Source organism: Bacteroidota bacterium (assembly GCA_016715425.1).
Lineage (GTDB): Bacteria > Bacteroidota > Bacteroidia > Chitinophagales > BACL12 > JADKAC01.
In genome coordinates this window covers 1,161,838-1,184,046 of the sequence record JADKAC010000005.1, presented here as the reverse complement: position 1 = coordinate 1,184,046, position 22,209 = coordinate 1,161,838, and the positions used below count along the sequence as shown (strand labels likewise).

The window sequence follows — 22,209 nt, the reverse complement described above, 5'->3', positions numbered from 1 at the left end:
AAAATTAACTGCAACAACCCGGCTCACAACATGCCTTTGGTTTTTCGGCGTAAACAGTTATGCTGAATATACCGGTGTTGCCATTGCGATATTCACTTAATTCTTTTTCGTTTAAATAATTTTTCAATATATCGTCGGGCACATGAATAGACTTTTCTTTTTGAATAGTGATATTGGTGAAACCATTCGCTTTTATCATTTCTAAATATTCCTCTTTCTGAATGGCACCTGCCACACAACCTGCATACATCTCAGCATCTTTTTGCAATTTATCAGGAAGCTGACCTACAAGAACCACATCAGAAATACTAAAATGTCCACCGGCTTTTAATACTCTGAAAATATCTTTAATCACATTGTTTTTATCGGGCACAAGATTCAACACACAATTACTTACTATCACATCAGCAACATTTGCAGTAACCGGCATTTTTTCAATATCACCCTGACGGAATTCTACATTATTAAAACCTAATTTCTCTGCATTTGCTCTTGCTTTATCTATCATGGCAGGAGTGAAATCAATACCAATTACTTTTCCTGATTCACCGGTTTCATTTCTTGCAATAAAACAATCATTACCTGCGCCACTTCCTAAATCAATTACAGTATCACCTGCTTTTATTTTAGCAAATTGAGTGGGTAATCCACAACCTAAACCAAGATCTGCATCGGGATTATAGCCTTCTAATGTTGTATAATCTTCACTCATAATATTATACACTTCATCAGAGCAGCCACCTGCGCCGCAGCAAGAAGATTGATTTGTTTCTTTATCCTGTAATGCGATTTCGCTGTATTTCTGTTTTACTAATTCTTTTAATTCTTCTGCATTTTTCATAATGATATTTTTTATTTTTTTAACAACAATTATTTTTTTTATCAGTGAGTTTGTTGGAGATATTTGTAAAATAACTTTCTATTTTTTCAATCGCTTTTTCGTCAATACAATAACAAATCGCATTGCCTTCAATACTGCCTTTAATTAATCCAGCGGATTTCAATTCCTTCAGATGTTGAGAAACTGTAGGCTGGGCGAGGGGCAATACATTTACAATATCGCCGCAGATACAAGTATCCACTTTCATTAAATATTCTACAATAGCTACCCTCGCCGGATGACCTAATGCTTTGGCAAGTTTCGCAATAGCATTTTGCTTAGCTGTGAAATGTTCTGTTTTTGATGCTCCCATACTCTTATCAATATAATATTGCAATATTACGATGAAGATTATTTAAACTCCAAATTATTTAACATTTTTTTTTTCTTCCTCCTCACTTAAAAATTTTACCTACCGAAGGAAGGGAGAGTGATAAATTATCTTTCTTTTGAAGATTTAGGTCAAATTGATATTTATTAGTTTTTATTATAGTTTGACCATCTCCTTACTCTCCCCATCCTTCGGCAGGCAAGCTTAAAGGGGAGAGCGATAAACTCTCCTAATCTTGATGTTTTTCCATCCTATTGATATTTATTAATTTTTATTATCGAATGAAGGGTAGCTCATTATTTAAATAAGAGTTTGATAGAACAACTTCTTAAACGTCTTCCCTTTGCCTTTTCCCCTCCCTTAAAAGGGGAGGGAAATAAATTCTTCTTTTGAAGATTTCATTCAAATTGATTTTATTAATTTTTATTTAGGTTAGATCGAAAGCAATTGAAAATACTACTTGTTTGAGAGAATCACTGCACAAACGTCTTCCCCTGCCTTCAGCGGGTAAACTTTTAAGCTTGCCTGCCGGAGGAAGGGGAAGATAAGAGATGGGTCAAAAACTTAATTAATAGAAAAATATTTTTTATGTTTTTCTTCAACAATTATTTAATCCAACGTTTGCACTCCACCACCATTCACAAACAACACCTGACCGCTTACCCAATTAGAAATGGGTGAAGCAAAATACAACACAGCACCTGCAATATCTTCGGGTTTTCCCAATCGTTGTAATGGTGTATGTGCCAACATTTTCTTTTCTATTTCAGGAGTTAAAACTTTAGCTAAAGCATCGGTATGAATTGCGCCCGGACCAATTGCATTTATTCGGATTACAGGACCAAAATCAAATGCAAGATTTCTTGTCATATGATTTATTGCAGCTTTTGAAGAAGCATAAGCACTAATAGCAGGACTGGAATTTATACTCGCCATAGAAGACATATTAATAATACTTCCATAACCGGATTCCTGCATGTGTGGAGCAACGAGTTGACACATACGCCACATGCTAAACACATTCATCTCAAATACTTTTTTAAATTGATCTACTTTAATTTGTGATGGACTCTCTTTACCTGCACCACCACCCCCAACATTATTTACTAAAATATTTATTTGTCCGAATGCTTTTAAAGTTCCTTCCACTAATTGTACAAGCTCTTCATCTTTGGTTACATCGCAATCAATTGCAATTGCATTGCCGCCTTCTTTTTGTATTTCTTTCACCACCGCATTTGCGGATTCACTATTGTAATCAGACACTACAACGTTAGCTCCATAAGCTGCAAGTAATTTACAACTTGCTTTTCCAATTCCATTTCCACCACCGGTAACGATAGCAGTTTTTCCTGTTAAATCAAATAAAGAAGAAGGTATCATAAACTATTTTTTATGTATTAATTAATTGAATAGAACGTATTCAAATTTGTAAGAAGATGTTTTATTCAATCTTAAATTGAATGCATGACTGCTAAATATTTACTGTTGAGTACGTAATTTATTTTTGCCTTAAATAAATATGCCTGATATTACCTACCCCGGTATCTCTTTCATCAATTTCGAATTTATTTATACCTTTTATTAATGGCAACAATTTGGAATAGCCGTAATTTCTCGGATCAAAATCGGGTTTCTTTTTAATGATAAAATTTCCTAAGCTGCCTAAAAAAGTCCAGCCACTTTCGTCTGCCAAATCATTTACACTATCTGTGATGAGCTGTATTGTTTTCGCATCCACTTTACTAATGGGATCGTCATCTCGTTTATGTTTCTTTGAAGAATTGGAAACGCCATTTGTTGCCTTGGTTTTGGCTTTTAAAATTTCAAGATAAATAAATTTATCACAAGCAGAAATAAAAGGTTGCGGTGTTTTCTTTTCGCCAAATCCTATTACAATCATTCCTGCTTCTCTGAGTCTTGTCGCCAATCTTGTAAAATCACTATCGCTGGAAACAATGCAAAAGCCATTAACTTTTTCAGAATATAAAATATCCATTGCATCAATTATCAATGCGCTGTCACTGGAGTTTTTTCCTGATGTATAGCTGTATTGTTGAATAGGTGTAATTGCATTTTCTAAAAGAATATTTTTCCAACCGGAAACGGTGGGTTTTGTCCAATCGGCATAAATACGTTTAATGGTTGGTGTACCATTCTTAGAAATTTCTTCCATCATTTCTTTCACAATTGAATAAGGCACATTGTCGGCGTCTATTAATACTGCAAGTTTATCGTCGGTCATAATTTTGTTTTTAGTTTTTAATGATGCTTGTTATAAATACTTCAATGGTATTCTTACAAAGAACAAATTTAAATGTAAGCATTTGGAACTGGAAATCTTTGAATTGAATAAATGGTGGTAAGAATATTCTTAGAAGGATTATATCTAAGCAAAATATTCTATTTTTTTTTACTTAAAAAATAATGCTTTATTAAATTATTATCTTCAATTATGATATCTGGAAATACAAATTCCTTAGCAGATATGAAGTCTAGAAATTTAAAGGTTTAAAAAAAAACGCCTGCTTCATGTTACCATCAAGCAAGCACTCATCAAAAAAATAAGGACTTTACAACTTACTTTTTAAACTTATCGGGGAAGGCTGCAATAATGCCATTACTAAGTGCATCTGCCAGCATCATCATGTGGTGTTCAGCTTCACCATAGGCATTTATACCACTTGTAAAATCATCATGCTGAATTGAAGTTGCATACACCAATGTTTGATCAATGTGTGTCTTCAACATATCCCGTACAAAATCTTTAGGCCAATATTTATTTGCATTCGCTAAGAAGTCACCGATAGATGCCGCATTTGCATAAGATTTTTCTATCGCAACTTTTAGTTTATCCTGATCGCCATGCTTTGCGGCTGTCATTACTTCTACAACAGATATAATATGTTCCTGAAGCAACTTCGTTAATGCATCACCTGCGGCGTCGCCATAGTAAGGTTTAATCGCATTGCCAATATCAACTTGGTTTTGAAGTAATCGAGCCGCAGTAGCATCATAATTTCTTGTTGTTGTAAAAAATGCGGTTACCGCAGCATAAGTCCATTCCATGTGTTGCGACCAAAGAAACCGCATGTCTGTTCTTAATTTTAATGTACTGGCATTGTAAGTATTTTCAGCATTTGCAACAGTGCTTTTTGTGGCAGTGGATTGTGCTTGTGAAAATGCTATTGATGAAAACAGGCTTATAAAAGCAAGTAGCATTATAGCCTTTTGTTTAAAATTTTTACTCATAATATTTTTTGTTTATTGTTTAATAATTCAATACAAAAATTAGAGGCAATGAGATGTGAAATGGTTACAGGAGAATGGAGAATAGTGAGTGGTGAAAAATAATTTGCAATAAGCTATAAGCAAAAGGCAATTGTAAATTATAAATGATGAATGAAAAAATCAGCGATGAGTTTTTTATAGTGAATAGTGAGTGGTGAAAAATAATTTGCAATAAGCAATAAGCAAAAGGCAATTGTAAATTATAAATGAAAAAATGAGTGATGAGTTTTTTATAGCGAATTGTAAGTGGTGAGTGGTGAAAAATAATTTGCAATAAGCAATAAGCAAAAGGCAATTGTAAATTATAAATGAAAAAATGAGTGATGAGTTTTTTATAGTGAATAGTGAGTGGTGAGTGGTGAAAAATAATTTGCAATAAGCAATAAGCAAAAGGCAATTGTAAATTATAAATGAAAAAGAGGGAGTTTTTTTAGTGAATAGTGAGTGGTGAAAAATAATTTGCAATAAGCAAAAGGCAATTGTAAATTGTAAATTGTAAATTATAAATGAAAAAATCACTGATGAGTTTTTTTCAACCCGAAACTTGAAACCTGAAACTTTTTTAGCCAACTGCAAATAGCCAACTGCCAATAGCTAAAAGCCAATAGCAAACAGCCAATAGCCATCTTAAACTTGAAACTTTTTCGTCAATGTCAAAAGTCAATGGTCTAAGTTTTTTTCATTGTCCACTGTCAATTTATTAATTAAAAGTAACCCACAATATTGTAATCAACTGGCCGATTAATCCGAATAATAATCCGGTAAGCCGAAGATCTTTTTGCTGAATAAAACCAGTGCCGTAAATAATTGCATTGGATGGACTGGATGCTAATAATAATAATGCAGTGGATGAGGAGAGTGCAACAATAAGTGCTACTTCTAATTTAAATGCGACAAGTATTGACATACAAATAGGAACCATTAATGTACTTGTGGTTGAGTTAGTCATAACTGTTGCGAGAAGCATTGCCATAAAACCAAAAAGATACAATAGAAATGTACTGTTTAATTGCAAATTAGAAAGCATCTGCGCATAATGATTTAATAATCCTGTATTTTCAAGTGCAAGGCCAAGTGATAATCCTCCGGCAACTAAAAATAATGTGTCCCATCCCATACCTTGAATATCTTTTCCATTAAGTACTCCCGTGAGTGTAAATACTACAAGTGGAACAGCACAAACCGATGCTGCAGTTAATCCGTGAATAGAAGAGGTTAACCATAAGCCAACAGTAATAATTATAACAACAATTACTATTCTGCGATAAAGCAGTGATGTTTTTATATCGTCGCTTTTTTCTTCAATCAAACTATTAATTGAAACGGGATCAGTGTTTTTTAAATACTTAATAATAAGTGCGATGCAACAAATAATAGTGAGAACTAATGCAAGGGGTAAACCATAAATTATCCAACCCAAAAAATCAATTTCAATTCCTGCATTTCGTAACACTCCTGCTGTAATTGCATTTGCGGGGGTGCCTATAATTGTTGCCATACCGCCAGCAGTGGAAGCAACAGGAATACCTAATACTATAGCTTTGGCAACATTTGAATTTTTACCTAATGAAAGTATTAAAGGCATCACGGCTGCAAGTACCATTGAAGTGGTAGCTGTATTTGAAATCAACATAGAAGACAACATGGTAACTGCCATTAATGCGATTAAAATATTGCGTGGATTAGTGCCTGCAATTTTAAGTGTGGTTGTAATAAGTGATTGATCCAATTTTGTTTTTGCCATTGCTTTGGCAAGAAAAAAACCACCGAGTAGCAACCATATAATATGATCGGAAAATGTTTGTGCATACTGTTCAATATTTTCCGGCGCTGAATTAATATGTGGGTTACCTAATGCGAAAACTAAGTATGCAATTATGAATAAGCTAACTGCAAAAGCGGGTATTGCTTCCGTTGCCCAAAGGCCGATAGAAAAAAACAGGAGGAAGATAACATAGGTTTGAGAATCAGTAAAGCCGGGTTCTTTTAATAGAAGTGTAATTACAATTGCAATTACAAATGAGAGAATGAAATTAATAATTGATTTGCGCATTTACCGGGAGTGGTTTAGTGGTTATTCTTTTTAGGTTTAATGCATGAAAGGTATGCGTTTTTATTCTAATTCTCTTTCCAATTCTGCATTCTTTTAAAATGCTTTCCTATAAAAATTAATAATAACATTAAGCAAACGGATGCACAGAAAATAATCACAGTATTGATGCCGGCTTGCCGTGTACCAATCTCTGAGATATTTAAAAAAGGGTAGGGGTAATAATTGGAATAATAACCTCTTGTAAATACGAAAATCAAATATGCTATTGGATAAATTATCCAAGCAAGAACTTGTTTGTAGTTATAATCAGATTTGTTTGAATAAAGAATCAAATACACTAAAAAGTATAATGGAATTATGGTGTGCAATAATTCATTTACTATTAATTGTAATCCTGTGGGAGCCCAAATTTTTCTTAACGCTATTTGATACACAATTCCAACAATTAGAATAAAAGTAGTGATGGCAGTTAATGCACCATTTCTACTAAATAGATTATTTGAAAGTTTAAAAACTTTTGTAGAAAAGTAAAGTGCGACAAGTGTATTTGTTAGTATAGTAAAGAAACTTATAAAGCGGATTACAGTTTCTGCAATGTCTGCTTGTCTGTTTTGAATCATTAAAATCAATTGAGCTATAACAGCTAACCAGGTTATTATAAAACCAATTATTTCAAATTTTTTCTTCATATGATTTTACTTTTAGTGATTGCTAACAAGCGTAAATTCAAATCTAAATTAAATGGTATTGGGTATAGAGTAATTGTCTGAACTATGATTAATTTGATTAAAGGATTGGTATGATTACTCCAACCATCGAAGGGGATTGTGATTTATTTATTTTTTTATTGGAGGGAAGTACCCTGCGAGAACTAAAGACATCTTCTCACATCTTTAAGACATCTCCCAGACTTTAAAGTATATCTTCCGAAGGCGAAACGACATGCTCCAATCACGAAAAGACATGTTCCGATGATGAAACGACATCTTTTAATGTGTGGACGACATGGTTTTTACGATGTAGGATGTTTTTTTTAGCCCACCCGATAATTATCGGGATAGTGGAAAGCTAGCACCCCGTTTTTAGTATTGAATTTTTAGCCCCGATAGTAGTGGAAAGCCCGCAGCCCGTTTTTCACGGGCGAGGACTTGGAACGAATAGCAGGAAATAGCTCCTAATTATTTTTTCTTCCCCCTACACCTGCATCACACCCGTACTAAATGGTTTTATATCCGGGTTTTGATTGGCGGCTTCTATGCCCAGAGAAATCCAGTTTCTGGTTTGGATGGGGTCAATTATGGCATCTACCCAAAGGCGGGCTGCGGCATAGTAGGGAGTCATTTGTGTATTATAGCGGTCGGTAATTTCTTTGAGCATAGCGGCTTCATCTTCGGCACTTAATTCTTTGCCTTTTGCTTTGAGGGATGATACCTGAATTTGCATTAATGTGCTTGCTGCCTGAGCGCCACCCATTACGGCAATTTTTGCATTGGGCCAGGCAACTATTAATCGGGGATCGTAGGCTTTGCCGCACATGGCATAATTGCCTGCACCATAACTATTGCCGACGATAATTGTGAATTTTGGTACTACGGAATTGGAAACGGCATTCACCATTTTAGCTCCGTCTTTTATAATGCCGCCATGTTCTGATTTGGTGCCTACCATAAAACCGGTTACATCTTGTAAAAACACAAGGGGTATTTTTTTCTGATTGCAATTCATAATAAATCGAGCGGCTTTATCGGCACTGTCGCTATAGATAACTCCGCCCAATTGCATCTCACCTTTTTTATTTTTTACTGTCTTGCGTTGGTTGGCTACAATGCCGACTGCCCAGCCATCAACCCGACCATAACCACAGATAATTGTTTTACCATATCCAGCTTTATATTCTTCGAAATTGCTATCGTCAACTAATCGCTGAATAAGAAAATGAGTGTCATAAGGTTTGGAAGCTTCGGTGGGAGTGTTGCCATAAATTTCTTCGGGATTTAATTTAGGTTCTGCGGGTTTAATTCTATCAAAACCGGCCTGTGGTTTTGCACCGAGTTTATTCATTATCTCACGAATCTTTTTAATACAATCTGCATCATCTTCTGCGGCATAATCGCAAATGCCGGAAAGTTCTGTAGTGGTTAATGCGCCACCGAGAGTTTCTGCATCCACATCTTCACCAATAGCAGCTTTCACTAAGTAAGGACCTGCAAGAAAAATACTGCCTGTGTTTTTTACAATCAATGCCTCATCACTCATAATAGGTAAGTAAGCACCACCTGCAACACAACTACCCATGATGGCGGCAATTTGTGTAATGCCCATACTGCTCATAATTGCATTGTTGCGAAATATGCGACCGAAGTTTTCTTTGTCGGGAAAAATTTCATCTTGCATCGGCAGAAAAACACCGGCACTATCCACGAGATAAATAATGGGTAAATGATTTTCCATTGCAATTTCCTGGGCACGCAAATTTTTCTTTCCGGTAATTGGAAACCATGCACCTGCTTTTACAGTAGCATCGTTTGCAACAATTACACATAATCGTTTTTCAACATAACCAATTACAACTACAACTCCGGCAGCAGGACAACCACCATGTTCTTCGTGCATTTCATATCCGGCGAAGGAACCAATTTCGATGCGTTGTGCATCTTTATCCAACAATAAATCTATGCGTTCTCTTGCTGTTAATTTTCCTTGTGCATGTAATTTCTCAATGCGTTTTTTTCCGCCGCCTTCTTCAATTTTATTTTGACGCTGCTGCATTTTAGAAACCAATAATTTCAATGCATCTTCATTTTTATTAAATTCTAAATTCATGTTTTTACTGTAAATGATTTTTGCAAAAATAGAAGAACACAAGACAATGCTATATTAATTATAGAATAGACTGGATAAATCGCCTTTGGTTTTTTACCTTTGCTGCGGGCAAGTCTTATACGACCAGCTCCTGCTGAATCCCCCAGGTCCTGACGGAAGCAAGGGTAGGTGGTTGTAGCGGTGCGATGTAAGTAACTTGCCCTTTTTTTATTTTTCTTGAAACAACTTTTTAAGCTGTTTTTTCTTCAACACATAAACAACTAATATTTACATTATGAAATTTTTTATTGATACAGCAGATCTGAATGAAATAAAAGAAGCAGAAGCTTTAGGAATTTTAGATGGTGTAACAACTAATCCATCGCTGATGGCAAAAGTGGGAATTACGGGTAAAGAAAATATTATGAATCACTATAAAGCTATTTGCGAAATAGTGGATGGTGATATTAGTGCGGAAGTAATTTCAACGGATTTTGATGGTATGGTTGCAGAGGCAAAAGTGCTGAGTGCTTTGCATGAAAATATTGTGGTGAAAATTCCAATGATTAAAGAAGGAGTGAAGGCATTGAAATGGTGTACTGATAATAATATTCGCACCAATTGTACTTTGGTTTTCTCCGCAGGGCAGGCATTACTTGCCGCTAAAGCAGGCGCTACTTATTTATCACCTTTCATCGGCAGGATAGATGATATAAACTGGGATGGTATAAAACTGATAGATCAGATAGTGACGATTTATAATATTTATGGTTACGATACAGAAGTATTGGCAGCATCTATTCGCAATCCATTACATATTGTTCGCTGCGCAGAAGTAGGAGCAGATGTAGTTACTTGTCCCTTGAGTTCTATCATGGGATTATTTAAACATCCATTAACTGATATCGGGTTGGCGCAGTTTCTTGCTGATCATGAGAAGGCGAATAAGTAATAGTGAATAGTGAGTGGTGAGTAGTGAGTGAAAAAATTTACCGCAAAGAACGCTAAGAATAAAATACGCAAAGGACGCAAAGCGATTAAATAAAAATCTCTCCAAGGTTGGCGTCCTCGCCAATCCTTCGCAAAAAAACTTTACACAGAGAATCCCCCCTCTCTTCCAAAGAGAGGGGCAGGGGGGAGTTGGAAGAGCTGAAAATTACACGGAGAACACTGAGAAAAAGTGAAAAGTGAATGGTGAGTGGTGAGTGGTGAGTGAAAAAATTTACCGCAAAGAACGCTAAAAAAAAAATCGCAAAGGACACAAAGCATTAAAATAAAAGCTTTCTCCATGGTTAGCGTCCTCGCCAAACCTTCGCAAAAAAATAAACTGAAAAATTACACAGAGAATCCCCCCTCTCTTCCAAAGAGAGGGGCAGGGGTGAGTTGGAAGAGCTGAAAATTACACGGAGATTCTGGGATAAAAACCAAAAAATTAACTGCATAAATTCATAGATTAAATTCAACTGAAAACTTATTTTTTTTTATTTCTATGTATCTATGTGGTTAAAAGAATAAATCCCAAAAATATTTCCTTGATCGGTTGGCCGCCAACCTTGGAGATAAAATCAAAGAATTAGATTACTTCGCTTTCGCTTTAGCCTTTGCTTTAGCCAATAGCCCATTTTAATTCCAATTTATAACCCTACATAACTTTCTTCAATCATAAAATCAACCAGACTTTTCATGTCGCTGTTGTTGGCGAAATAATGTTCTAACTGACGGTCGGCACCTGTTCCATTTTCTAATATCCAGGAAATTTTGTTGAGGTGTTCTCGTGTTCCAAGATCATCGGCAACATCATCCACTAAATCCAACATTTCATTAATTAAATCTTTGGTAGAAGCTTCTTGTTGTTTCCCGAAGTCAATGAGTTTAGAACTGATTCCGAAACGTGCTGCTCTCCATTTATTTTCATTAATCAACGCTTTATCATAACGTCTCCAACCGATATTGCTCTTCATCAGTTTATACATTTTTACAGTAAGTGATTGCATTAAAGCGGCAAGTGCAAGCGTTTCTTCGGTGCGCATTGTAACATCGCAAATACGGAATTCGATTGTGTTAAAGTATGGATGTACACGCAAGTCCCACCAGATTTTTTTACCGTTGTCAATACAATTTGTTTTTACAAGCATTGCAACAAAACTATCGAAGTGGCTGGCATCATTAAACTCATCCGGCAAACCTGTTCTCGGAAATTTATCAAACACTTTTGTGCGAAAAGACTTAAATCCTGTATTGCGTCCTTCCCAAAAGGGAGAGTTGGTAGAGAGCGCAAATATATGTGGCAGAAAATAGCGCAATGAATTCATCATATACACTGCTACATCTCTGGAAGGCATACCAATGTGTACATGCAAACCAAAAATGAGATTACTGCGAGCAGCATCCTGCATTTCGTTTACAATTTCTTCATAGCGTGGATGGTTTGTAATCAATTGATCCTCCCAGTGTGCAAAGGGATGTGTTCCTGTTGCGGCAATGCGCAAACCATCTTGTGCGGCGTAGTCAGCAACCATTCTGCGCAAGCGAAACATTTCATCCTGTGCTTCCGACATATTTTTGCAAATCTTTGAAGCAACTTCAACAACACTCTGATGCATTTCTGCTTTTATCTGATCGCCGGAAGTTGCGCCCATCTCAATAATATTATGCTTGCGCTTAGCTAAATCATGAGTCTCAGGATCTATAATTTGAAATTCTTCTTCAATACCAATTGAAAAAGGTGAGTAGTCAATCATACTTAGGAATTAGTTTTTGATGGATTAAGAATTGGTTGAGATTCGGATTTATGCGCAATGCCATTAATAGAATTTTTCATAAATGTGCCCCATGTAAGATTTACAACACCGGGTTTATGTGCCAATGCTTTTTCAATTGCCATATTCGCAGCATTCTCAATTATCCAATCAAAATTCTCTTCACCAATAGAAGCTTTTTCTGCATCAGGAGCAGGGTTGCAAAAATCTATTGCATAAGGCACTCCATCACGCACTGCCCACTCCACTGTATTGAAATCATAACCTAATGCTTGATTGAGAACAATGGTATATAGCCTTACAGTTTCAAGAAGTTGTGCAGATGCTTTTGGTCCGTTCCAGGTGTAACGCATGTGCGGTTCATTGCGGGGTTCGTAATACATAATATGTACACGATCACCACCGAGATAGTAGCAACGGAAGTAAAAATCAAAAATAATTTCTTCCTGAAGCATCATGACATCCACACCAGATTCATTATATTTTTCGAAGAACTCTTCAATGTTATTTAATTTGGAAACACCTCTCCAGCCACCACCATCATAAGGTTTCATGTAAGTCGGAAATCCTGTGTAATTGAAAATTGCTTCCCAATCCATAGGATATTTTAAATTGCGGAAAGAAGTTTCTTTGGTATTTGGAGGAAGATCACGAGAAGGAAGTAATACAGATTTAGGAACCGGAATACCAAGTTTAACGGCAAGTGCATTGTTAAAGAATTTTTCATCAGCACTCCACCAAAAAGGATTATTCAACACATGCGTACCACTCATAGCTGCATTTTTTAGATACGCACGATAAAAAGGTGCATCGTGAGAAATGCGATCAAGTATAACATCATAACCGCAATGTTCTGCCTGCATCACTTTATCAATTAATACTTTTTCAGCATGCACGCCTTGTACATTTTTGCTGTTAATTCTATCTACAAATGCAGTAGGGAAAGTGTCTTCCATACCAGTAATAATTCCGATTTTCTTTGGTTCCATTTTATATTCTTTAATTAAATTTTCTCTTTTGTTTTTTCAATATCCAATAAGGAAAGATAGTAAGGAAATTGTTTTCTCCAACAAGGCCAATCGTGTTTTTCTCCGACAGTTACATCTAATGTATGCTGAACATGTTTTAACCCGAGCTGATTCGCCATACTATAATTTGCATCCAGACACATATCAAATTCTGCTGAGCCTAAAAATATCTGCATTTTCCAAAGCCAGGGATCATTTAATTCTGCGATATAATCAGGTGGATTGTTGTAATAGACGTCGTCGTTATAAAATCCATCTAACTGACCTTTAATATCAAACTTTGCAGCCATTGAAAAAATAGCGGCAGTTAAATCAGGATGACGCAATCCAAAATTCATAGCATGATAACCACCAAAACTGCAACCGGCAGCACCAATACGATCGAATCCGGTTTCTTCTTTCATTCTCGGATATAATTCCTCTGCCAGCATTCTGTCGTAGAGCATATGATTCTTCACCTTCTGTTCTGGTGTTGCATCATCATTATACCAACTGTGTTTATCAATGCTATCAGGGCAATATACTTTTACAATTCCCTGCTCAATAAACCAACCGATTGCTTCTAATAATTTGAAATCTTTATTTTCATTTGACATTCCCATAGAAGTAGGAAAAAGCACTATTGGAAAACCTTCTGTTCCGAAAGTCAGCATGTTCATTTCTATACCAAGTATATCTGATTGCCAACTGTGTTTTTGTTCATTGTAGTTACTCAATATATATGTTTTAGTAGCCGGCAAAGTTAAATTAATTTGGATGAACGGTTTTAGAAGTTTCAAGTTTATAAGTTTCAAGTTTCAAGTTCCGGGTTAAAAAAAAATCATTGCGGATTAAAGGGCTATTGGCCGTTAGCAGTTGGCTTTTCGCAAAAAAACACTTACCGTTGTCTTTGACCATTGACAAAAAAAGTTTCGGGTTTAATGTTCCATGTTTATTAAATTCGGTATTCATTTTTTAATCGTTATGCTCTTTAGCTTTCGCCTTTGCCATTAGCCTTCGCTTTTTTCCGATTTCACAATTCCCCAATTCTACAATTCTACATTTCCGATTACACAGTTCCCCGATTCCCCAATTACACATTTCCGATTCTACAATTCTACTACAATTCTACAATTCTACAATTCAACAATTCTACAATTCAACAATTCTACACATTTACACATTCGCTAATCAGCTAACTTTGCAACGCATGGAAGAAATTTGGAAAGCGGAGATTGTGCCGGTAGTGATTAAATCTACTTATCTGAAAAGAGATGTAATGCTCTCCATAATATTACCTCCCGGTTATAAGCAAAAACCCTATCCTGTATTATGGTTAAATGATGGTCAGGATATTCCCTCATTGCAATTGCTTCCCACTCTTGAGAAAATGTATTTGACAAATACAATATTCCCGCATATTGTAATTGGTATTCATGCGAATGAACAACGGCTTCAGGAATACGGTACGCTGGAAATGGCAGATTATAATAAGCGAGGAAACAAAGCGGGTTACTATACGGAGTTTGTAATCAATGAGCTGTTGCCATTTATCCAAGCCAAATATTATGTTTCGAAAGATCCATTAAAAAACTGTGTGGCCGGTTTTTCTTTGGGCGCTTTATCTGCAATTGATATCGCATGGAATAATCCCGAATACTTTTTAAAGGTGGGTGTATTTTCTGGTTCATTGTGGTGGAGAAAACGAGCGTTGAACAGATGGTATAAAGATGATAGAGATCGGATAATACATCAAGTAATTCGCAATTCAGAAAAGCGGGAAGGCATGCGATTTTGGTTTCAGGCAGGCACTAATGATGAACCCGGTGATCGCAATAAAAATGGTGTGATTGATTCTATTGATGATACCATTGATCTGATTAAAGAATTGAAATACAAAGGCTATACAGATCACAATGATATTGAATTTGTGTTGGTTAAAAATGGCGAACATAATCAGGGAACTTGGGGGGAGATGATGCCGCAATTTCTGCAATGGGCATTTCCAAAAGCCAAAGCCGAAGTTTAAACTTTTCTTAAAGTATCTATTTGTTTGAGAATCTCTTCAGATTTTTCTGTCAATAAAGCAAAACCTTTTATATCACCGCTACGCTGGGCGTCACGTGCTTTTTCTAAAATCTTTTGATAATCTTTTTGTAGATTTTTAATCGGGTCTTTTTTAAATAATTGAAACATGATGACCAAACATGTTTATTATGGTTTTGTTTTGAGTTCTACAATTATTCTTCGTTTTTTTCTTGCTTTTGAATTTTAAATCCAGGTGCTTCATAATCCACAGCCAAATAATTTTCAGGAATAGTTGTCATATTTCCATCTCTTACATTGCGATAATGTGGCGACATAATTTCAATTCCTCTTTCATTACATACATCCTGAATTGACTGATGTATTTGAGAATTCGTTAGTGGCAAGTTTGTATCATCCCGGGTATAGGCATTTATCTGATATGCAACATAAAAATCATCGAGACCGGTTTGATATACAAATGGCGGCGGATTTTTTTCTATTGATGGCACCATTAATATCGCATCCGTTAATGCTTCATGCACTTTTCGCCAAGGCACATCATAACCTATCGTTACTGTAGTATGTACAATTAATCCAATGTGTTCACATGCTGAACTGTAATTCAAAATATGTCCGGTTAGCAGATTAGAATTTGGAATAGTAATGTCTTCATTTTTAATTGTGCGAAGTTTTGTAACCAATAAATTTTTTGAAACAACAGTGCCGATGATTTCTCCCACTTTTACTTTTTCATTTATCCTGAATGGACGCATATAAGTAATTACAATCCCCGAAATAATATTGCTGATAGTTGAGGAGGAGCCAAGGGAAATTAATAAACCCAGAAAGACAGATACACCTTGAAACGCAGGAGAATCAGAACCCGGTAAAAAAGGAAATATAATAATGAACATCAAGGCATATAATAAAAACCGAACGATACTGAAAGTTGGTCGGGCCCAATCATGCGGGAAATTCCCAAGCACTATTTTCTTTTCGGTTACTTGAGTAGATAAATATTGTATAAACCGTATAAAAATTCTGAATGCAGTAAAAATTACGATAATCGAAATCAAATTTGGAATAAAATTCACAACCCCTTGATGTATATCTCTTATCGGGCCGATGATCCAACTAATAAGTTGATTGGAAATGTCTTTTGTGTTTGGGAATAAACTAAAAATAAAAAATGAGCCGGTGTATAAAATGGAGATTACTAAAACCCATTTTACAATATTTAAAATTGAATAAGCTACCTCCAACATTTTATGAGCATCCACAATTTCTGTATTGCGATAGCGCAATGGACGGATATATTTTTTTCTGTTTATCAGCAACCAGTTTTTAATGGGTTGTACAAGTTTATTCAGCAACCAGACAATTGTAAATACCAATATGATAAGTCCTGTAACCTGAATGACATTGGCAATAATATGGCGGAGACTTGTTTGTTCTAAATTTGATGTAATGGATTGTATAATAGAATTTCGGGCGGCATTGGCAATTTCCAACTGGGACTCTTCAAATAAGAATCCATCATTTTTTGAAAACACACAAATCAATGTGAGATCATAAGAGATTACAACCAGCCCTAATTCTGTTTCATGCACTTTTAGCAAGGTGCTGTCGAAATCACGAGAATCATAAATCTTGAATAATAATTCAGAGGTGTTTTTAGCCCGAACAGAAGCTTTATTAAATCCGGCGCTGAGATAGAAATAAAAGAGTGTATCCTCAAATAAAACAACAGGATATGGTTTTGCAATTGTTTTTAATTCATCATGCAAATCTTGTCGCCGTTCTTGCAAATTAGTATTGCTTAATTCTAATTGCTTGATACGATTTTTAAAATCAGATATAAGTTTAGTTTCATTCTCATCTAATGTATCTATAGCAGAAGTAAATTCCTTTATCAAGAAATTATTGGCGAACAGATTTTGATCTAATTTATTTAACTCGTCTTCAATAGTTTTGAGTTTTGCCATTTGCACATCCTCCAATAATAAATTTTCATTGGCTGAGATACTATCTGCTTGTGCTATGGATTGTAAACAAAAAAAGAAAGTTAGTAGAATAACCGACAGATAGATTCTAATAGGCATTATGAATAATTTATAGCAAATGTATCCTAAGCACCTCAATAAATGTAAAAAATTGTATTCCTGCTAAACCTTGTAACATTTACTAGTGAACTGACCTGTCTGCATAAAACATTACTTCTAATTTTATCTACTCGCTATCGATCACCTTTTAAATCATTAATTATGGAGAAGCTTTTGATCAGGAACTGCGAATTTATGAACATACCAATCGATTCTTTTTTTAGTAAATGGACTGACGTTTCTTTCTGGAATGCCTGGGACATTAATCTGCGTAGTGCCTGGTTACATGATGCTTTCGACAAAGGCTCTCAGGGGAAAGTGATGTTTGAAGCACACAACCGATGTCCATTCGAAATCAATTGGGTTTCCCCCAATTACGGATATGCATTTCAGATTAAATTGTTTTTGGCAACATTGCATTTTCGCCGATTAGTAGAAGTAACTGAAACCGGCATTTGTGTAATTCATGAACTTCGTTATTCAGGAGTGCCCATGTTTAATAACCGATTGCTAAAAAAGATTGTGCGCAATAATCATCAATCTTTAATCAGATTGAAATGCCTTTTAGAAGAAGAACACTTCCGCAATAAAATTTCTTATATCGGTAATACAATTACTGCAAAGGCATCTTGAATTTTCTAAACATAAAGGTATTGTGTAAAAGCACAAGCCTTTATTTACTTTTATTCCTCAGATGAAGTTTCGGAAATTTATTGTTGTAAAGCGTTTACATGTAAGCGGGATGACTCTGTTCCCATTTGTATTGATGAAGCATAAAGGTTTAATTACCGATGCTGCATTTGTAAATCATGAACGCATTCATTTAAGACAACAAGCTGAATTATTGATATTGCCTTTTTACTTGTTGTATCTGCTCTTTTATTTTTTCAACCTGATTAAATATAAAAATCACCATAAAGCCTACCGCAATATTATTTTTGAAAGAGAAGCATATAGCGAGGAAAATAATTTAAAATATCTCAATCAAAGAAAATGGTGGAGTTGGGTAAATTATTAAGAAACAGTGGAATATAAATCTTTCACAAATTCCTGTTAATCGGTAAATATTTTCAAAGACTATTTAATCACACCCTTTTTCCCTGTTATAGAAATCGTGGATATGTGGGAAAACACAGTTTTCATTTTTACTATTTTAGCACCCGTTTTAAAAGAAAGAATATATGTTACACAGTCAAAATTGGCAATTACCTTACGAGCCAAAATCTGAATACAATAAAAAAGTAGCCTACTTCAGTATGGAGTTCGCTATTAATCAAGCCTTAAAAATCTACAGTGGTGGTTTAGGATTTTTAGCAGGTTCGCACATGCGCAGTGCTTACGATTTGAAACAAAATATAATTGGCATTGGAATATTATGGAGATATGGTTATTACGATCAGATTCGTGATGACCTCGGATTTATGAAAGCGCAATTTCAAAAAAAGCTCTATACTTTTTTGAAAGAAACGGATATCAATTTTACCATGATGATTGATAATGAAGAGGTGCACATTAAAACCTATTACTTAGCTCCTGAAATTTTTGGTTCTGCTCCTTTATTTTTAATGAGTACCGACTTTCCGGAAAACTCCGATAAAATGCGTGAATACACACATCGCTTGTATGATAATCATGCAGAGAACAGAGTAGCTCAACAAATCATTTTAGGAATTGGAGGTGCAAAGGTGGTTGAGAAATTAGGTGGTGTAGATATTTATCATTTAAATGAAGGACATGGTTTGCCATTAGCTTTCGAGTTGTTCAACCGTTATAAAGATATTGATGAAGTGCGCAAGCGTTTGGTATTTACAACGCATACTCCGGAGAAAGCAGGTAATGAAGAACAAAAGGTAGATTATTTGCAACGCATGGGATTTTTTAATGGCGTTCCACAAGAGCTTGCAGTGCATATTACCAATACAGTTGGCGACTCAATGAGTTATACTCCGGCAACTCTCAATTTCAGTAAAATTTCCAATGGAGTTTCAAAATTGCACGGTGAAGTTTCCAGAGAAATGTGGGCAGGTGTAAAAGGCAAATGTCCTATCATATCTATCACCAATGCACAGAACAAAAAATTCTGGGCAGATAAGGATTTAAATCATGCTTTTATGCATAATGATTTAGATACTATGCAGGTGATGAAAAAAGAAATGAAAAAGGAGTTGTTTGAAATAGTTGCCAATCAAACAGGTAAAATTTTTAGTCCTGATGTGTTAACTATTGTATGGGCTCGACGCTTTGCTTCTTACAAACGTGCAAACCTTATTCTTCGCTACAAGGAAAGGTTTTTAGAACTCATTAATAATACCGAAAGACCAGTTCAGATTATTTGGGCAGGTAAGCCATATCCCACCGATATCGGTTCTGTAGATATGTTTAATGATATTATTTCTTTCGCTCAAGGCAGACCAAATTGTGCTGTGTTGGTAGGTTATGAAATTGATCTTTCCATGATGATGAAAAGAGGTTCTGATGTGTGGTTAAATACACCTCGCAGACCGCATGAAGCTTCCGGCACAAGTGGAATGACTGCGGCTATGAATGGTTCAGTAAATTTTTCTATTATGGATGGTTGGATTCCGGAATTTGCAAAACACGGTATCAATGCTTTTGTAACTCCGGCAGCAGATCATACGGCAATGTCAGTTAGTGAAATTGATGAATTTGATTACAATAATATTATGAATATGTTGGAGAATGAAGTAATCCCCACTTATTATAATGATCCTAATCGTTGGCAGGAAATTGTAAAAAATTCAATGCAGGATGTAGCACCTCAATTTGATAGTGATAGAATGGCGGATGAATATTATCGCTTGTTATATAATGCAGAATATAATGCAGATGAACGCAAGGAATTAAATCTGAATCAGGTTTCTGCGCTATCGTAAACAAGTAATTATTTTTTAATAATAGCGGGTTATAATTTATTATCTGAAATATTCAGTGATAATTATAATCCGCTTTTTCTTTAGCTCAATTATCATTTTCAAAGTAGTGACTTTTATCAAACCACTCATTGAGTTCAATCATTTATCAAAATATCTTTCAGCCGCATCTTTGAAAAACAATTTGAAAAATTACTTATATGAAAAATCTAATCAAAACTTTTGCAACTATTACCATTATTGTATTTGGATTTTATGCTTGCCAACCTAAAGAAGGAGATAACACAACAACTACTACTTCTGACACAGCATCCTTTAACGACGGCGGCCAAGCCACTGTAGTAGATGATGTTTCTCAAAAAAATGTAGTGCAGGTAGCAGTGGGTTCACCCGATCACACTACACTTGTGGCGGCATTAAAAGCAGGAAATCTGGTAGATGCTTTGGCGAATGCAGGGCCGTTTACAGTGTTTGCACCTACTAATGCCGCATTTGATAAATTGCCCGCAGGTACTGTAGATGACTTATTGAAAAAAGAAAATCTCTTATCATTAAAAAACATTCTTCAATATCATGTGGCTGTTGGTGTTTACAAAGAAGATATGATGCGTGATGGCCAATCATTAGGAATGGTGAATGGCGGCAACGCAACTTTAGGTGTTTCTCCTGAAGGAAAAATAACAATCAATGGTGCAAATATTATTGCAACAGTTCCTGCATCAAATGGAATTGTATATGTAATTGATGAAGTGCTTTTACCGAAATAATTAGATAGTGACCCATTTTTAAAAATGCGCCTTTTTATAAAGGTGCATTTTTGTTTTCCTTAATAGTTGAGAAACGCTTATAAGCCTTTTCACTATCTGTTCGCATTTCTAAAAATCGTTGTTTAACATGCTGCAGAAATTCTTCGTCAAATAAAGATTCCATCTCTTCCCAATTACTAAAAATTCCTGCGGGAAATTTATACAGTTGTTCATAAGCACCTGCTTCAAATTTTGCAATATACCTTTCATTCCAGGAAAATATGGAAATCTTAAATTCTTTGCATGGTATAGAACCCAATATCCTCATTACGCTTGTATTTGTTTAATTATAGTATCTAGTATTTGAGAAACAGCCGGACAGACTTCAGTATTCTTTAAAGTAATCTGTTCCAATTGATAAATTTTCTTTCTGTTGGTATGCGGATATTCACTACATGCTTTTGGTCTTACTTCATAAATAGAACAGCGATTATCATTTCCCAAAAACGGACACGGCTGCGTATGAAACACCCAATCATCATCTTCATCAATTAATAAATAATCACTCATAAATTGATGTTCACTCATACCCAGATATTTTGAAATTCTTTTTATATCTGTAGATAGAATTATCGGACTATGTGTTTTGCAACAATTCGCACAATCCAAACAATTTACTTTTGAAAAAACCTGATTATGTGTTTCTTGAAACATCGCATCATGCTTTGCAGATTTGCGTGCTTTTAATACAGCAAATAATTTACGATAGTCCTTTAATTTATTTTTTGAAATGGGCTGTATTTCCATTTATTAAAATGGCAGATCATCAGTATAAGGTGTTTGCGGATCGGCACTGAAAGTAGTAATATCTTCAGCTTGAGATTCACCCGTAACTTTTTCAATGCGCCATGCATCTAAATTGTTGAAGTAATTTACCCGACCTTCTTTTTCCCATTTAGTGCCTTTGATATTAAAGCTCACTTTTACTTCGTCGCCAATTTGAAAACTGTCGAGTAACTGACATTTATCTTGTATCAATTGAAATTTAATTGTGTCTGTGAATATTCTGCCTACGTTAGATTCGCTGCGTTCTAAAACAAACTCACGCTTTTTAAATGTGGCGGAAATTTCTGCTGTGTTGTAAATCTCTAATAATTTACCTTGTAATTCGAAACTCATTTTTTTCTTGTAAAGGTAAGAAATTGCAAGTCAGACTTTAAAACAGAAGAAGTAGATTGTACTTCTGTATTTTGAATTACATAAATTTAGAATGCAATATTTTTTTATCAACGGTTTCTAATCTAAGGCTATTCCTTAAT

22 protein-coding genes and 1 other RNA gene are annotated in these 22,209 nt (G+C 35.2%); 7 read left to right on the top strand and 16 right to left on the bottom strand.

The annotated features are described in order from the left end of the window. Nucleotides 1-4 precede the first annotated feature (4 nt). From IPN31_10970 to IPN31_10935, 8 genes are all read right to left on the bottom strand, one after another. Complete coding sequence (locus tag IPN31_10970) at nucleotides 5-841, bottom strand: arsenite methyltransferase (GenBank protein MBK8682403.1); 837 nt, start codon at nucleotides 839-841, stop codon at nucleotides 5-7. 19 nt (nucleotides 842-860) lie between these two features. Continuing rightward, a complete protein-coding gene (locus IPN31_10965) occupies nucleotides 861-1,193 on the bottom strand; it encodes a winged helix-turn-helix transcriptional regulator (GenBank protein ID MBK8682402.1) in 333 nt (110 codons plus the stop codon). Nucleotides 1,194-1,820: 627 nt separating this feature from the next. Next, on the bottom strand, nucleotides 1,821-2,594 hold the full coding sequence (locus IPN31_10960; GenBank protein ID MBK8682401.1) for a glucose 1-dehydrogenase: 774 nt from the start codon (nucleotides 2,592-2,594) through the stop codon (nucleotides 1,821-1,823). Nucleotides 2,595-2,712: 118 nt separating this feature from the next. Further along, a complete protein-coding gene (locus tag IPN31_10955; protein ID MBK8682400.1) occupies nucleotides 2,713-3,456 on the bottom strand; it encodes an NYN domain-containing protein in 744 nt (247 codons plus the stop codon). A 335-nt stretch (nucleotides 3,457-3,791) separates the two neighbouring features. Further along, nucleotides 3,792-4,463: a hypothetical protein gene (locus IPN31_10950; GenBank protein ID MBK8682399.1), complete on the bottom strand. Its 672-nt coding sequence runs from the start codon at nucleotides 4,461-4,463 to the stop codon at nucleotides 3,792-3,794. Between the two features lie 739 nt (nucleotides 4,464-5,202). Further along, on the bottom strand, nucleotides 5,203-6,555 hold the full coding sequence (locus IPN31_10945) for a DASS family sodium-coupled anion symporter (GenBank protein MBK8682398.1): 1,353 nt from the start codon (nucleotides 6,553-6,555) through the stop codon (nucleotides 5,203-5,205). Nucleotides 6,556-6,620: 65 nt separating this feature from the next. Then, nucleotides 6,621-7,244, bottom strand: coding sequence for a Pr6Pr family membrane protein (locus tag IPN31_10940; GenBank protein ID MBK8682397.1), 624 nt, complete (start codon nucleotides 7,242-7,244; stop codon nucleotides 6,621-6,623). 505 nt (nucleotides 7,245-7,749) lie between these two features. Next, complete coding sequence (locus IPN31_10935) at nucleotides 7,750-9,378, bottom strand: acyl-CoA carboxylase subunit beta (GenBank protein MBK8682396.1); 1,629 nt, start codon at nucleotides 9,376-9,378, stop codon at nucleotides 7,750-7,752. 106 nt (nucleotides 9,379-9,484) lie between these two features. Here IPN31_10935 and ffs point away from each other — a divergent pair. Both ffs and fsa read left to right on the top strand, forming a co-directional pair. Further along, an RNA gene (gene ffs / locus IPN31_10930) (signal recognition particle sRNA small type) lies at nucleotides 9,485-9,583 on the top strand. Between the two features lie 69 nt (nucleotides 9,584-9,652). Further along, nucleotides 9,653-10,309, top strand: a complete 657-nt coding sequence (gene fsa / locus IPN31_10925) for a fructose-6-phosphate aldolase (protein ID MBK8682395.1) — start codon at nucleotides 9,653-9,655, stop codon at nucleotides 10,307-10,309. Nucleotides 10,310-10,991: 682 nt separating this feature from the next. On the opposite strand, the gene IPN31_10920 is transcribed toward fsa, so the two are convergent. The 3 genes from IPN31_10920 to IPN31_10910 are packed head-to-tail and all read right to left on the bottom strand — an operon-like array spanning nucleotide 10,992 to nucleotide 13,803. Then, nucleotides 10,992-12,098, bottom strand: coding sequence for a carboxylate-amine ligase (locus tag IPN31_10920; GenBank protein ID MBK8682394.1), 1,107 nt, complete (start codon nucleotides 12,096-12,098; stop codon nucleotides 10,992-10,994). Nucleotides 12,099-12,100: 2 nt separating this feature from the next. Beyond that, on the bottom strand, nucleotides 12,101-13,105 hold the full coding sequence (locus IPN31_10915; protein ID MBK8682393.1) for a hypothetical protein: 1,005 nt from the start codon (nucleotides 13,103-13,105) through the stop codon (nucleotides 12,101-12,103). Between the two features lie 14 nt (nucleotides 13,106-13,119). Continuing rightward, nucleotides 13,120-13,803, bottom strand: coding sequence for an esterase (locus IPN31_10910; protein MBK8682392.1), 684 nt, complete (start codon nucleotides 13,801-13,803; stop codon nucleotides 13,120-13,122). A 521-nt stretch (nucleotides 13,804-14,324) separates the two neighbouring features. Here IPN31_10910 and IPN31_10905 point away from each other — a divergent pair. After that, nucleotides 14,325-15,152: an esterase family protein gene (locus tag IPN31_10905; protein MBK8682391.1), complete on the top strand. Its 828-nt coding sequence runs from the start codon at nucleotides 14,325-14,327 to the stop codon at nucleotides 15,150-15,152. On the opposite strand, the gene IPN31_10900 is transcribed toward IPN31_10905, so the two are convergent. Both IPN31_10900 and IPN31_10895 read right to left on the bottom strand, forming a co-directional pair. After that, on the bottom strand, nucleotides 15,149-15,319 hold the full coding sequence (locus tag IPN31_10900) for a Lacal_2735 family protein (GenBank protein ID MBK8682390.1): 171 nt from the start codon (nucleotides 15,317-15,319) through the stop codon (nucleotides 15,149-15,151). The two genes, IPN31_10905 and IPN31_10900, sit on opposite strands and share 4 nt — an antisense overlap. A 44-nt stretch (nucleotides 15,320-15,363) precedes the next feature. Next, nucleotides 15,364-17,253: a mechanosensitive ion channel gene (locus IPN31_10895; protein ID MBK8682389.1), complete on the bottom strand. Its 1,890-nt coding sequence runs from the start codon at nucleotides 17,251-17,253 to the stop codon at nucleotides 15,364-15,366. Nucleotides 17,254-17,448: 195 nt separating this feature from the next. Between IPN31_10895 and IPN31_10890 the strand changes: the two genes are divergently transcribed. From IPN31_10890 to IPN31_10875, 4 genes are all read left to right on the top strand, one after another. Beyond that, nucleotides 17,449-17,886, top strand: coding sequence for a hypothetical protein (locus IPN31_10890; protein MBK8682388.1), 438 nt, complete (start codon nucleotides 17,449-17,451; stop codon nucleotides 17,884-17,886). A 61-nt stretch (nucleotides 17,887-17,947) separates the two neighbouring features. Further along, a complete protein-coding gene (locus tag IPN31_10885; GenBank protein ID MBK8682387.1) occupies nucleotides 17,948-18,271 on the top strand; it encodes a hypothetical protein in 324 nt (107 codons plus the stop codon). A 163-nt stretch (nucleotides 18,272-18,434) separates the two neighbouring features. Beyond that, nucleotides 18,435-20,147 (top strand): alpha-glucan family phosphorylase, encoded by a 1,713-nt coding sequence (glgP, locus tag IPN31_10880; protein ID MBK8682386.1) that lies wholly within the window; start codon nucleotides 18,435-18,437, stop codon nucleotides 20,145-20,147. 197 nt (nucleotides 20,148-20,344) lie between these two features. After that, nucleotides 20,345-20,911 (top strand): fasciclin domain-containing protein, encoded by a 567-nt coding sequence (locus IPN31_10875; GenBank protein ID MBK8682385.1) that lies wholly within the window; start codon nucleotides 20,345-20,347, stop codon nucleotides 20,909-20,911. A gap of 34 nt (nucleotides 20,912-20,945) precedes the next feature. On the opposite strand, the gene IPN31_10870 is transcribed toward IPN31_10875, so the two are convergent. From IPN31_10870 to IPN31_10860, 3 genes are read right to left on the bottom strand one after another with little or no spacing between them, the layout of a single operon-like run. Continuing rightward, entirely contained in the window at nucleotides 20,946-21,218 is a 273-nt protein-coding gene (locus IPN31_10870; GenBank protein MBK8682384.1) for a hypothetical protein, read from the bottom strand. Beyond that, entirely contained in the window at nucleotides 21,218-21,697 is a 480-nt protein-coding gene (locus IPN31_10865; GenBank protein ID MBK8682383.1) for a YkgJ family cysteine cluster protein, read from the bottom strand. The genes IPN31_10870 and IPN31_10865 overlap by 1 nt, the downstream gene beginning before the upstream one ends. Nucleotides 21,698-21,700: 3 nt before the next feature. Continuing rightward, nucleotides 21,701-22,069, bottom strand: a complete 369-nt coding sequence (locus IPN31_10860; protein MBK8682382.1) for a DUF3127 domain-containing protein — start codon at nucleotides 22,067-22,069, stop codon at nucleotides 21,701-21,703. Nucleotides 22,070-22,209: the final 140 nt, after the last annotated feature.